At 67.3% G+C, this 12307-nt stretch carries 13 protein-coding genes and 2 tRNA genes; 4 read left to right on the forward strand and 11 right to left on the reverse strand.

The features are described 5' to 3' along the window. The first annotated feature begins 60 nt into the window (after positions 1 to 60). On the forward strand, positions 61 to 1755 hold the full coding sequence (pknB, locus tag BKA10_RS12005; protein ID WP_183500104.1) for a Stk1 family PASTA domain-containing Ser/Thr kinase: 1695 nt from the start codon (positions 61 to 63) through the stop codon (positions 1753 to 1755). Here pknB and BKA10_RS12010 read toward each other — a convergent pair whose 3' ends face one another. From BKA10_RS12010 to BKA10_RS12020, 3 genes are read right to left on the reverse strand one after another with little or no spacing between them, the layout of a single operon-like run. Then, complete coding sequence (locus BKA10_RS12010; protein ID WP_183500105.1) at positions 1756 to 2391, reverse strand: anthranilate synthase component II; 636 nt, start codon at positions 2389 to 2391, stop codon at positions 1756 to 1758. Next, on the reverse strand, positions 2388 to 2546 hold the full coding sequence (locus BKA10_RS12015) for a hypothetical protein (protein ID WP_183500106.1): 159 nt from the start codon (positions 2544 to 2546) through the stop codon (positions 2388 to 2390). Before BKA10_RS12015 ends, BKA10_RS12010 begins: the two co-directional genes overlap by 4 nt. Continuing rightward, a complete protein-coding gene (locus tag BKA10_RS12020) occupies positions 2546 to 3334 on the reverse strand; it encodes a class E sortase (protein WP_183500107.1) in 789 nt (262 codons plus the stop codon). The genes BKA10_RS12015 and BKA10_RS12020 overlap by 1 nt, the downstream gene beginning before the upstream one ends. A 55-nt stretch (positions 3335 to 3389) precedes the next feature. On the opposite strand from BKA10_RS12020, the gene BKA10_RS12025 reads away from it, so the two are divergent. Continuing rightward, a complete protein-coding gene (locus tag BKA10_RS12025; RefSeq protein WP_183500108.1) occupies positions 3390 to 3638 on the forward strand; it encodes a cell division protein CrgA in 249 nt (82 codons plus the stop codon). Positions 3639 to 3722: 84 nt separating this feature from the next. Here BKA10_RS12025 and BKA10_RS16955 read toward each other — a convergent pair whose 3' ends face one another. Together BKA10_RS16955 and BKA10_RS12035 are read right to left on the reverse strand one after the other, a co-directional pair. Then, complete coding sequence (locus tag BKA10_RS16955; protein WP_183500109.1) at positions 3723 to 4604, reverse strand: rhomboid family intramembrane serine protease; 882 nt, start codon at positions 4602 to 4604, stop codon at positions 3723 to 3725. A gap of 22 nt (positions 4605 to 4626) precedes the next feature. Next, positions 4627 to 5184, reverse strand: a complete 558-nt coding sequence (locus BKA10_RS12035) for a peptidylprolyl isomerase (protein ID WP_183500110.1) — start codon at positions 5182 to 5184, stop codon at positions 4627 to 4629. Between the two features lie 89 nt (positions 5185 to 5273). Here BKA10_RS12035 and BKA10_RS12040 point away from each other — a divergent pair, with 89 nt between their 5' ends. Then, complete coding sequence (locus tag BKA10_RS12040) at positions 5274 to 5849, forward strand: DNA helicase (RefSeq protein WP_183500111.1); 576 nt, start codon at positions 5274 to 5276, stop codon at positions 5847 to 5849. Positions 5850 to 5852: 3 nt separating this feature from the next. Next, the gene (locus BKA10_RS12045; RefSeq protein WP_183500112.1) at positions 5853 to 6329 is read left to right on the forward strand and encodes an aminoacyl-tRNA deacylase; all 477 of its coding nucleotides are present in this window, start codon (positions 5853 to 5855) and stop codon (positions 6327 to 6329) included. Between the two features lie 99 nt (positions 6330 to 6428). On the opposite strand, the gene BKA10_RS12050 is transcribed toward BKA10_RS12045, so the two are convergent. The 6 genes from BKA10_RS12050 to gyrB form a co-directional block, all read right to left on the reverse strand. Continuing rightward, positions 6429 to 6860: an NUDIX hydrolase gene (locus BKA10_RS12050; protein ID WP_183500113.1), complete on the reverse strand. Its 432-nt coding sequence runs from the start codon at positions 6858 to 6860 to the stop codon at positions 6429 to 6431. A gap of 45 nt (positions 6861 to 6905) precedes the next feature. Next, positions 6906 to 6978: transfer RNA gene (locus BKA10_RS12055), tRNA-Ala, on the reverse strand. A 15-nt stretch (positions 6979 to 6993) separates the two neighbouring features. Further along, positions 6994 to 7067 (reverse strand) — tRNA-Ile (locus tag BKA10_RS12060). An 80-nt stretch (positions 7068 to 7147) separates the two neighbouring features. After that, a complete protein-coding gene (locus BKA10_RS12065; protein ID WP_183500114.1) occupies positions 7148 to 7552 on the reverse strand; it encodes a DUF3566 domain-containing protein in 405 nt (134 codons plus the stop codon). Positions 7553 to 7560: 8 nt separating this feature from the next. Continuing rightward, the gene (gene gyrA, locus BKA10_RS12070; RefSeq protein ID WP_241740163.1) at positions 7561 to 10134 is read right to left on the reverse strand and encodes a DNA gyrase subunit A; all 2574 of its coding nucleotides are present in this window, start codon (positions 10132 to 10134) and stop codon (positions 7561 to 7563) included. A 55-nt stretch (positions 10135 to 10189) separates the two neighbouring features. Then, entirely contained in the window at positions 10190 to 12232 is a 2043-nt protein-coding gene (gene gyrB / locus BKA10_RS12075; RefSeq protein ID WP_183500115.1) for a DNA topoisomerase (ATP-hydrolyzing) subunit B, read from the reverse strand. Positions 12233 to 12307: the final 75 nt, after the last annotated feature.

The raw sequence follows: 12307 nt of genomic DNA on the forward strand, positions 1-12307 counted from the left end.
GCCAGGTGGGGCTCAGATTCGGTCGGATAGGCTGTTGGCTGTCCAGGCCAGGGGAGTGAAGTGTCAGCAGAGCCACGCGTCCTTTCGGGGCGCTACCGCCTCGATGAGCTCATCGGCCGCGGTGGCATGGCCAGTGTGTACCGCGGGCAGGACCTGACGCTCGGCCGCGAAGTGGCCATCAAGGTGCTCGAGAAGGACCTCGCCGCCGACAAGACCTTCCGCACCCGGTTCCGCCTCGAGGCGCAGGCTGCTTCGCGCATGTCGCACCCCGCCGTCGTCCGGGTCTATGACGCCGGCGAGGATGTCGACGTCTATGCGGACGGTTCCCGGCATCCGGTCCCCTACATCGTCATGGAGCTCGTCCGCGGACGGCTGCTCAAGGAGATCATCGCGTCGGGCCCCGTGCCGGTCGCCGATGCCCTGCGCTACACCGACGGCATCCTCGAGGCGCTCGAGTACTCGCACCGCGCCGGCGTCGTCCACCGCGACATCAAGCCCGGCAATGTGATGGTCACCGGGCAGGGCCAGGTCAAGGTGATGGACTTCGGCATCGCCCGCGCCGTATCCGACTCGTCCTCGACCGTCGCCGAGACGACCGCGATCATCGGGACCGCCGCGTACTTCTCGCCCGAGCAGGCCAAGGGCGAACCCGTCGACGGCCGCGCCGACCTGTACTCCGCGGGCATCGTGCTCTACGAGATGCTCACCGGACGCCCACCCTTCCGCGGCGACACTCCGGTCGCCGTCGCATACCAGCATGTGAGCGAGACCCCCGTCACCCCGTCCGAGGTCGTCGAAACCGTGCCGCGGAATCTGGATGCCGTGGTTCTGCGCGCCATCGCCAAGGACCCGTTCCAGCGCTACCAGGACGCCGCGTCGTTCCGCGCGGCGCTCGATGCCGCCGGCGACGGCAAGACGCCCACCCGCCGGCAGGTGAAGACCCTCACGAGCGAGCTGTACGGCGCCAACCCTCGCCAGGCCGCCGAGACGGCGCGGTCGCTGCGGCAGCTGAGCACCGACAACACGATGACCCGCACGCAGACCGGCCCCCCGGTCGCCTGGATCTGGACGGGCGTCGCAGTGCTCGCCGTCCTGCTGATCTCGCTGCTGATCTGGGTGATGACGATCCAGCCGGGCTCGCAGATCCCGGCGAACGCGCGCATCGTCCCCGACGTGGTGGACATGTCGTGGGACCGTGCCGAAGAGCTGCTCCTCGCGCAGGATCTGGAGGCCAAACCGGTCGAAGAGAGCAGTGAGCAGATCGCCGAGGGCAACGTCATCCGCACCGATCCGGCCGGGGCCACCTCGGTCGAGCGCGGCCAGACGATCACCGTCTATGTGTCCACCGGTCAGGAGATGGCGACCGTCCCCCTGCTGATCAACCTCTCGCGCACCGAGGCCCAGGCGGCCCTGGAGGGTGCCGGGCTGACGCTGGGCGCGGTGACGAGCCGCAACGATCCCGACCTGGCCGAGGGCACGGTCATCTCGGCGCCCTACGACGAGGGCGACGAGGTGCCGGTCGGCACCGTCGTGAGCCTCGAGGTCGCCAGCGGCAAGGTGACGGTCGAGGACATGAACCGATACCCGCTGGACGCCGCCGAATCGAAGATCGACGGCCTGAATCTCACGGCAGAGGTCATCGAGGACCCCGGATGTGCAGCCAATCCTGACGGACCGTCGGTCGCTTCGCAGACCCCTGTCGGGGACGTCCCCATCCACTCGACCGTGCAGCTCACCGTCTGCACCGGGGAGTGATCAGACGATCTCGCGGTGCGGGCTGAGCCCGGCGCCGCGAATCGCCGCACCGTCCATCCCGAGGCCATCGAGCCAGTTGCCCAGCAGCCGGTAGCCGCCCTCGGTGAGCACGCTCTCGGGGTGGAACTGCACACCCACGATCGGCAGCGTGCGGTGCGCGACGCCCATGATCACCCCTGAGCCGGTGCGCGCCGTCACGACGAGTTCGGCCGGCAGTGTCTCGGGCACGATCGCCAGCGAGTGGTAGCGGGTGGCCGTGAAGGGATCGGGCAGACCCGCAAACAGCGGCGCGGTGTCGTGATGCACGGCGGAGGTCATCCCGTGCATGAGTTCGGGCGCCTCGCCGACCGTCGCGCCGAAGGCCTCGCCGATCGCCTGGTGCCCGAGGCACACGCCGAGCAGCGGCATCTCGCCCTGCGCGCACGCGCGCACCACCGCGATCGATGCGCCGGCGTTCGCCGGGGTGCCCGGCCCGGGTGAGATGACAACCCCCGCATACCCCGTCAGAGCAGTGGATGCCGCGGTGATGGCATCCGCTTCGACGACGTCGCACGTGGCACCCAGCTCACGCAGGTAGCCGACGAGGGTGTGGACGAAGCTGTCGTGGTTATCGACGACCAGGATGCGCGTGGTCATCCGCCGATGGTCGACTCGGTCGGGGTGATGAAATGCGAGACCCACGGGAAGGCGTAGAAGAACAGGCCGTACAGGATCGCCGCGGCCGCGAGCACGAGGATCAGCACCCGCACCCAGGCAGGTCCGGGGAGCACTCGCCACAGCGCTGCGTACATCAGGCCACCGCCTCTCCGGTCAAGGACGCCGGAGGACCGTCGCCGCGCGGCGTGAAGTCCTCGAACAGGGCATACGCGATGATCCGCTCGAGCATGTTCAGCTTCGGTGCGCAGCTGGTCAGCGTCAGGTAGCGGCCGTCGGCAGACAGGTCGGCGCGCTGCGGTACCGGCAGCAGCACGTCGACCTGCGTCGCCTGCACGTACTCGAGGGTGCGGAACCGGTAGGTGTACCAGCCCTCCTGGGTCTCGATCACGATCGCATCGCCCACCACGAGCTTGTCGATGGGGTCGAACGGCTGACCGGAGGTCCACCGGTGGGCGGCATAGACGGTGTTGCCGACCTCGCCCGGCATCGCCGTATCGGGATAGTGACCGATGTGGCCCTGGTCGAGGATGTCGGGACGGGTGACGCCGGCCACCACCGTGAAGTTCCAGTCCGCCCCGAACCGCGGCACGTGCATGATGCCGAACTCCTTGCCGTGCGAGGGGGCGTCACGCACCGGCACCACCGGCTCCACGGGCTCACCGGTGTCGGTCGGCTCGGGATCGGGCTCGGCCGGCGGTGCGGCCTCCCACTCCTGCGCCCACTGCTCCGACAGCGCCGTGGCCTCGGCCTGCTTCTGCGCGCCGATGATCATGTCGCCGATCCACATCTGCCACGACACATACAGCAACGCCACCACTCCGACGGTGATCAGCAGCTCGCCGATGACGCCCACGAACGACACCCGGCGGCGCGGCTTCGCGGCGCGCGTGCGGCGGCTCGACGGGGCGTCGGGTGCGTCCATACTCGGGATTCTCGCATAGCAGTCTGAACCGAAGCCGCCAGGTAGACTCGGTCCCATGGCACGTTCAGACAAGGGCGACGAATCGGTGACCCAGAACCCCGACGGTGAGCCCATCCCGAACCCGGTGTGGTTCAAGCCCATCATGCTGGGACTCATGATCCTGGGGCTCGTCTGGGTGCTGGTGTTCTACCTCAGCGGCGGCGGATCCGACAGCTACCCGATCCCCGGCATCGGCGCATGGAACCTCGTCATCGGCTTCGGCATCGCCTTCGTCGGCTTTTTGATGACCACGCGCTGGCGCTGACCGGCATCCCTCCACACCCCCTCCACAGGATGTGAATTACACCGGTGTGATTCATCCCCAGCTGTGGATGAACCTGTGGATAACTCAGGTGTACAGCAGCGCCGGGATCGCCAGGAGGGCGAGCAGTCCGACTGCCGTCGCCACCAGCAGCCACACCTGCAGCTTCTGCTGACGCAGCGCGCGGGTGCGCGCGAAGATGAATCCGACGAGCAGGCCGACCAGCCCGCCGCCGATATGCGCCTGCCACGAGATGTTCGATCCAGGCAGGAATGTGATCACCAGGTTCAGGCCCAGCAGCACGGCGATCGCGGTGACGTTCGCGCCGATGTGCCGGCCGATGATGAACATCGCGCCCAGCAGTCCCCACACCGCGCCCGACGCGCCGACCACCCAGGTTCCCGGCGCGAGCAGGGCGACCAGCACCGAACCGCCGATGGCGCTGAGCAGGTAGAGCGCGAGGAAGCGCCAACGGCCGAGCAGAGGTTCGAGACTGCGACCGAGCGCCCACAGCGCCAGCATGTTCAGCGCCACGTGCCAGATGCTCGCGTGCACGAGGGTGACCGTCAGCAGTCGCCACGGCTGGAAGGCCGGCCCCGGCAGGACGAACGCACTGTTGAACATGAGCCACAGCTGCACCTGGGTGCCGACCTGCGGGAGCATCCCGATCAGGTACAGCGCACTGGTGATGATCACGAGCGCGTAGGTGACGACCGGCCGTGAGTCGCTGCGCCGCGCGGGGCGCAGATGCCGCGGCATGCGCTTCACCGTCGCGGCGTGCGCTTTCTGCTGCTGCTTCTGCTGCCCCTGCTGCGCCGCGAGGCATTCCGGGCAGATCACGCCGACGGGCAGCGGCGTCTGGCATTCGGCGCAGATGGTCCGCAGGCACCGCTGACACAGCACGAAGCTCTGCCGGTCGGGATGCCGGTAGCAGAAGTTCTCGGGATTGCTGCCGAAAGCGGTGCTCACAGTGAGATCGCGGACCGCCGGGTCAGACCGCGACGACGTCGATGGACGAGATCACCACGTCGTCGACCGGCCGGTCGCCGGGGCCGGTGGGCACGGCGACGATCGCGTCGACGACCGCGCGAGACGCGTCGTCAGCGACCTCGCCGAAGATCGTGTGCTTGCCGTTGAGCCACGGGGTCGGGTCGGTCGTGATGAAGAACTGCGAGCCGTTGGTGCCCTCGGGCTGGCCGGTGATGGCGTTCCGGCGCAGGCCGGCGTTGGCCATGGCCAGGATGTAGGGGCTCGAGAAGGCGAGCTCGGGATGGATCTCGTCGTTGAACGTGTAGCCCGGGCCGCCGACGCCCTGACCGAGCGGGTCGCCGCCCTGGATCATGAAGCCGGGGATGATGCGGTGGAAGATCACGTCGGTGTACAGCGGGCCCTCGCCGGGCTCGCCGGTGCCGGGGTGGGTCCAGGACCCGGTGCCGTCGGCGAGGCCGACGAAGTTCTGCACCGTGCGGGGTGCGTGGTCTCCGAAGAGGTTGACGACGATGTCGCCGTGGTTGGTGTGCAGGGTCGCGACAGCGGTGTGGAGCGTCATACCTACCATTCTCACATCCGCAACCCCCTGGCGCGGTCGGCGGTGTCTGGCAAGATGGGGGAAAACGTCCCAGACCTAGGGAGGGCCCCGTGAGCCTCAGCCGCAAGCACAAGAAGGAACTTCGCAAGCTTCAGGAGCAGGCCAACAACCTGTGGGAGGACCAGCAGGTTCTGCTGACCCAGGCCGGGTCCGTCGCCCGTGAGGCCGGACGTCAGCTGGGCACCTACAACCGCGAGTACGTCCAGCCCGTCGTGCAGCAGAAGTACGAGCGCTATGCGGCCCCGTATGTCGACCACAGTGTGAAGACCTCGAAGAGGGTCTACAACGAGACACTCGTTCCCGCGGCGGGTGCCGTCGTCGGATCGGCTCTGTCGGTGTGGGATGCCGCGAACGACACGCGTGCACGACTCGCAGCCGGACGCGGGGTCGCGCCGGTCGACTTCGCCGACGTCCAGAAGCGTGCCGAAAAGCACGGCAAGGCGGCGGCACGGCGCTTCGGCGTGCAGGAAGTGCCCGCCAAGAAGGGCCTCAGCGCAGGTGCTGTCATCGCTCTCGTGTTCGGGATCGGCGCAGCTCTCGGCGTGCTCTACGCGGCGTGGCAGACGCTTCGTGCCGACGACGAGCTGTGGGTGGCCGACGACCCGCTGCGCGCCCCCGACGCCTGAGCGGTGACAGACCCGCTCGATCGCGTCCGCGACGCCGCCGCGCAGCGCGGTCTCGATATCGAGTTGCGTGAGCGGCCGAACGCGCGCAGTCTGCCCGAGGCGGCGGCGCTGCTGGGCCTGGAACCGGCCGACATCATCAAGACGCTCGTGGTCAAGCGCTCCGATGACACCTACCTGTTCGCGCTGATCCCGGGCGACCGCGCGATCTCGTGGCCGAAGCTGCGCGCGGTGGTGGGTGTGAACAAGCTGCGGCTGCCCGAGCCCGAGCTGGCTTTGGCCGCCACCGGCTACGAGCGCGGAACGATCGTGCCCGTGGGCAGCACGACCGACTGGCCGGTGTACGCCGACACGACGATCGCCGGCCGCCGTATCGCGATGGGTGCCGGCGCGCACGGCTACAGCATGTTCGTCGACGCCGACGCCCTGATCGCCGCCTACGGTGCGACGGTCACCGACATCTCGCAACCGCTCGAGGGCTGATCAACCGGCATCCATCACCCCAGCCCGAGCGCGGCGATGATCTTCGGGAACTGCACAGCCACCGCCTGCCAGAGGATCTCCTCGTCCGTCCCGTCATAGTCATGCGCGACCAGCACCCGCCATCGTCAGCGCGATGTCGACCAGCTTGACGTGCGGAATCGTGCGGACGGACTTCACCGGAAACCACTCGGCGCGATCGGTCGTGCCGCCGACCTCGTTGCGCAGCTTGCCGCCGGTGATGTGCGCGCGGTACACGATCCGCAGCGTGTGCAGCGGATCGGGCGCAGGTTCGGGAATGCGGCGCGCGGCCGGGATCACGCGCGAATGCACGCCGAGCAGCCCGTCGAGCTTGACGCGGAACCCGGTCTCTTCGCGGACTTCGCGGCGGGCTGCGACCTCGGGATCCTCCCCGGGCTCAAGCCCACCGCCGGGCAGGGTCCAGGCGCCGCGGCGCCCTTCGTTCCAGTGCGCGAGCAGGATGTTGTCGCGCTCGTCGATGATGACGGCGTAGGCGGCGACGCGAAGGTCCATCCCGCAACGATACCGACGCGGCACGCGGGGCAGAGCCTGAGGGAGTGGAGCCTAGGAGATTCGAACTCCTGACATCCTGCTTGCAAAGCAGGCGCTCTACCAACTGAGCTAAGGCCCCGAAGGGAAATTGCAGTGGGGCTACCAGGACTTGAACCTGGGACCTCTTCATTATCAGTGAAGCGCTCTAACCGCCTGAGCTATAGCCCCGAATGGAGACCGACGTCACGTCGTCAACCTCCAAGACTTTACCCGATCCTGCGACGATCCGAAAATCGCCGTCCGCCGGGTCAGTTCGAGGTGAAGCCGACGAGGAGGCCGCCGGTCACCTTGACCATCAGGTTGTAGATCCCTGCGACCACCGCGCCGAGCACCGTGACCACGATGAGGTTCAGGATCGCGACGATCGCACCGAACGCCATGACCTGCGGAAGGCTCAGGAACGACGCGATCTTGAACTCGCCGCCGGTGAACGAGTCGAAGATCTCATCCACCCGGGCGATGAGGTCGGTGGTCTGCAGCACCATGAAGATCAGGAAGATCGACACGATCGTGACGATCGCGAGAGCCACCGCCGCCAGGAACGACAACTTCACCGCCGACCAGAAGTCCACGTAGACCAGCCGCAGGCGCACCTGCTTGGAACTGGTCTTGCTCGATGATTTCTTGGCGAGCTTGTCGGCTACGGTGCTCATGCGTCAGGTCAACTCTCTTCGGGAGCCGCGGGGGGCTCTGCGGCGGGGGCCTCGTCGTCGGATGCCACGACTTCGGCGGCCTCGGTCACTGCGCTCTCACCGTTTCGGGCGATTGCAAGGATGCGATCGTCGTCATCGGGACGGGCGAACACGACTCCCATGGTGTCGCGGCCCTTGGCGGGCACCTCGGCCACGGCAGAGCGTACCACCTTGCCGCTGGCAAGAACCACCAAGACCTCGTCGTCCTCCGAGACGATCAGACCGCCCGCCAGCACACCGCGATCTTCGTTCAGCTTGGCGACCTTGATGCCCAGTCCGCCTCGCCCCTGCACCCGATACTGGTCCACGTCGGTGCGCTTCGCATAGCCGCCCTCGGTCACCACGAACACGTAGCCGTCCTCGGTGACGACCGAGGCAGACAGCAGGCTGTCGCCCTCGCGGAACGACATGCCCTTGACTCCCTCGGTCGACCGGCCCATCGGTCGCAAGGAGTCATCGGTGGCGGTGAAGCGCAGCGACATGCCCAGCCTGGAGATCAGCAGGAGGTCGTCGGTGTCATCGACGAGCATGGCGCTGACCAGCTCGTCTCCGCCGGCTTCCTCGTCCTGCCCGCGCAGGCGGATCGCGATGATGCCGCCCTGGCGGTTGGTGTCGTAGTCGGTCAGCGCGGTCTTCTTGATCTTGCCGTCGCGCGTGGCCAGCACGAGGTACTGCGCCACGGCGTAGTCGCGCAGCGCGAGGATCTGCGCGATCTCCTCGCCCGGCTGCAGTGCGAGCAGGTTCGCGACGTGCTGACCCTTTGCGTCGCGCCCGGCTTCGGGCACCTCGTAGCCCTTCGAGCGGTAGACGCGGCCCTTCGTGGTGAAGAACAGCAGCCAGTGGTGCGTCGTGGTGACGAAGAAGTGCTCGACCACGTCATCCGCCCGCAGCTGCGCGCCCTTGACGCCCTTGCCGCCGCGATGCTGCGAGCGGTAGTTGTCGCTGCGCGTCCGCTTGATGTACCCGGCGCGGGTGACGGTGATGACCATCTCCTCTTCGGGGATCAGGTCTTCCATCGACATGTCGCCGTCGAACCCGTGCAGGATGTGGGTGCGGCGCTCGTCGCCGAACTTGTCGACGATCTCGGTCAGCTCGGTGCTGATGATCGTGCGCTGCCGGCCCGGCGAAGACAGGATGTCGTTGAGGTCGGCGATCTTGAGCTCGAGGGCCGCAGCCTCGTCGATGATCTTCTGCCGCTCGAGCGCCGCGAGGCGACGCAGCTGCATGCTGAGGATCGCGTCGGCCTGATCGTTGTCGATCTTGAGGAGCTTCTTCAGACCCTCGCGCGCTTCATCGGCCGTGGGGGACCGGCGGATCAGCGCGATGACCTCGTCGAGCGCGTCGAGCGCCTTGAGGTATCCGCGCAGGATGTGCATGCGCTTCTCGGCCTCGCGCAGGCGGTACTGCGTGCGCCGGACGATGACCTCGATCTGGTGGTCGACCCACAGGCTCACGAACCCGTCGAGCGGCAGCGTGCGCGGCACGCCGTCGACGATCGCGAGCATGTTCGCGCCGAAGTTCTCCTGCAGCTGGGTGTGCTTGTACAGATTGTTCAGCACGACCTTCGCGACGGCGTCGCGCTTGAGCACGATGACCAGGCGCTGGCCGGTGCGGTCACTGGTCTCGTCGCGGATGTCGGCGATGCCGTTGAGCTTGCCGTCGCGGGCGAGGTCGCGGATCTTGGCCGCGACGTTGTCGGGGTTGACCTGGTAGGGCAGCTCGGTGACCACGAGGCACGTGCGGCCCTGGATCTCTTCGACTTCGACGACCGCACGCATCGTGATCGACCCGCGGCCGGTCCGCTGCGCCTCGCGCACGCCCTTGGTGCCGAGGATCTGCGCGCCGGTGGGGAAGTCGGGCCCCGGAATGCGCGCCATGAGTGCTTCCAGCAGCTCTTCGCGCGTGGCATCCGGGTGCTCCAGCGCCCACAGGGCGCCGTCGGCGACCTCGCGCAGGTTGTGCGGCGGGATGTTGGTGGCCATGCCGACCGCGATGCCGACCGAGCCGTTGACCAGCAGGTTCGGGAAGCGGGCGGGCAGAACCGTGGGCTCCTGCGTGCGGCCGTCGTAGTTGTCCTCGAAATCGACGGTGTCCTCGTCGATGTCGCGGACCATCTCGAGGGCGAGCGGGGCCATCTTGGTCTCGGTGTATCGCGGCGCGGCGGCGCCCATGTTGCCGGGCGAGCCGAAGTTGCCCTGGCCGTCGGCGAGCGGATAGCGCATCGACCACGGCTGCACGAGGCGGACGAGCGCGTCGTAGATCGCGGTGTCGCCGTGCGGGTGGTACTGGCCCATGACCTCGCCGACCACGCGGGCGCATTTCGAGTACGACTTGTCGGGGCGGTACCCGCCGTCGTACATGCCGTAGATCACACGGCGGTGCACGGGCTTGAGGCCATCCCGCACATCGGGCAGCGCGCGACCGACGATGACGCTCATCGCGTAGTCGAGGTAGCTGCGCTGCATCTCGACCTGAAGGTCGACCTGGTCGATGTTGCCGTGTTCGTAGCCGGCCGGAAGCTCGGGGCGGTGATCGTCTGTCATTGTGTTCTCTCACTTCGGTGGTCGGGGGTCACGGCGCGTGCGCCGGTCGACCACATCAGATGTCCAGGAAGCGAACGTCCTTCGCGTTGCGCTGGATGAAGCTGCGGCGGGCCTCGACGTCTTCGCCCATCAGCACGGTGAAGATCTCGTCGGCCGCGGCGGCGTCGTCGATCGTGACCTGGCGGAGGGTGCGCGTGGTCGGGTCCATCGTGGTCTCCCACAATTCCTTGGCGTTCATCTCGCCGAGACCCTTGTAGCGCTGCACGCCGTTGTCCTTGGGGATCCGCTTGCCGCCGGCGACGCCGTCGGCCAGCAGGACATCGCGCTCACGGTCGCTGTACACGTACTCGTGGTCGGCGTTCGTCCACTTCAGTCGGTACAGCGGCGGCTGTGCGAGATAGACGTAGCCGGCTTCGATGAGCCCGCGCATGTAGCGGAACAGCAACGTCAGCAGGAGTGTCGTGATGTGCTGCCCATCGACATCGGCATCCGCCATCAGCACGATCTTGTGGTACCGCGCCTTGGCGACGTCGAAGTCCTCGCCGATGCCGGTGCCGAACGCCTGGATCATCGCCTGGATCTCGGCGTTGCCCAGCGCGCGGTCGAGCCGGGCCTTCTCGACGTTGAGGATTTTGCCGCGCAGGGACAGGATCGCCTGCCGCTCGGGGTCGCGACCCGACACCGCCGAGCCGCCGGCCGAGTCGCCCTCGACGAGGAAGATCTCGCTGATCGACGGGTCCTTGCTCGTGCAGTCCTTGAGTTTCTCGGGCATGGATGCCGATTCGAAGACGCTCTTGCGCCGCGCGGTCTCACGGGCCTTGCGTGCCGCCAGGCGCGCCGTCGCCGCATCGATCGCCTTCGTGATGACCCGCTTGGCCTGGCCGGGGTTGCGGTCGAGCCAGTCGGTGAGCTGATCGCCGACGATCTTCTGGACGAACGCCTTGGCTTCGGTGTTGCCCAGCTTGGTCTTGGTCTGGCCCTCGAACTGCGGCTCGGACAGCTTCACCGAGATGACCGCGGTCAGCCCCTCGCGGATGTCCTCGCCGGTGAGGTTGTCGTCCTTCTCCTTGAGCAGCCCCTTGTCGCGCGCATAGCTGTTGACCTTCGTGGTCAGCGCCGCACGGAACCCCTCTTCGTGCGTACCGCCCTCGTGGGTGTTGATGGTGTTCGCGAAGGTGAACACGTTCTCGGTGTAGCTCGTCGTCCACTGCATCGCGAGTTCGAGCGAGATGTGCCGGACGGTGTCTTCGGACTCGAGCTCGATGATGTCCTCGTTGACGACCTCGGCCTTGCGCACCTTGTTGAGGTACTCGACGTAGTCCACGAGACCACGCTCGTACAGGAAGTCGTCGTGCGGCTGCCTCGTCTCGCTCGTCCCGTCGGGATTGTCGATGACATACGTGGATGCCGGGCGCAGATCATTCAGCGTGATCCGCAGTCCCTTGTTGAGGAACGCGGTCTGCTGGAAGCGGGTGCGCAGGGTGTCGTAATCGAAGACCACGGTCTCGAAGATGCTGTCGTCGGGCCAGAACGTGATGATCGTCCCGGTCTCGTCGGTCTCCTCGCCCTTGGCGAGTGAGCCCTGCGGCTTGCCGCCGTTGGCGAAGGTCATGCGCCAGTGGTGCCCCTGGCGCATGACCTCGACATCGAACTTCGTCGAGAGCGCGTTCACGACCGACGAGCCGACGCCGTGCAGCCCGCCCGAGACGGCGTACCCGCCGCCGCCGAACTTTCCGCCGGCGTGCAGCACAGTGAGGACGACTTCGACAGACGACTTCGTCGGGTCGGACGCGTGCGGATCGACCGGGATGCCGCGGCCGTTGTCGACCACGCGCAGTCCGCCGTCTTCGAGGATCGTGACGTTGATCGTGTCGCAGTACCCGGCCAGGGCCTCGTCGACGGAGTTGTCGACGATCTCGTAGACCAGGTGGTGGAGGCCGCGCTCACCGGTCGAGCCGATGTACATGCCGGGGCGCTTGCGCACCGCCTCGAGCCCTTCCAGCACCTGGATGTCGCCGGCCCCGTATTCGCTGGGAACGTTGGCTGTGGTGTGCGGCTGGAGTTCCTCGGGAACGCTGTCGGGGGTTTCAGACGTCATAGGTTTTCGAGCGCTCCACATCGGTGTTCGGGAATCAGCTCATTCTATCGTGAAACCGATGCCTTCGGCGCGCTG

It is taken from the genome of Microbacterium invictum (assembly GCF_014197265.1).
GTDB lineage: Bacteria > Actinomycetota > Actinomycetes > Actinomycetales > Microbacteriaceae > Microbacterium > Microbacterium invictum.

Coding starts and splice junctions, on each gene's coding strand:
- BKA10_RS12010 (WP_183500105.1), bottom strand. CDS start 2,391: ATGACCACGCGCATCCTGGTCGTCGATAACCACGACAGCTTCGTCCAC.
- BKA10_RS12015 (WP_183500106.1), bottom strand. CDS start 2,546: ATGTACGCAGCGCTGTGGCGAGTGCTCCCCGGACCTGCCTGGGTGCGG.
- BKA10_RS12020 (WP_183500107.1), bottom strand. CDS start 3,334: ATGGACGCACCCGACGCCCCGTCGAGCCGCCGCACGCGCGCCGCGAAG.
- BKA10_RS12025 (WP_183500108.1), top strand. CDS start 3,390: ATGGCACGTTCAGACAAGGGCGACGAATCGGTGACCCAGAACCCCGAC.
- BKA10_RS12035 (WP_183500110.1), bottom strand. CDS start 5,184: ATGACGCTCCACACCGCTGTCGCGACCCTGCACACCAACCACGGCGAC.
- BKA10_RS12050 (WP_183500113.1), bottom strand. CDS start 6,860: ATGGACCTTCGCGTCGCCGCCTACGCCGTCATCATCGACGAGCGCGAC.
- BKA10_RS12065 (WP_183500114.1), bottom strand. CDS start 7,552: ATGAGCACCGTAGCCGACAAGCTCGCCAAGAAATCATCGAGCAAGACC.
- gyrA (WP_241740163.1), bottom strand. CDS start 10,134: ATGACAGACGATCACCGCCCCGAGCTTCCGGCCGGCTACGAACACGGC.
- gyrB (WP_183500115.1), bottom strand. CDS start 12,232: ATGACGTCTGAAACCCCCGACAGCGTTCCCGAGGAACTCCAGCCGCAC.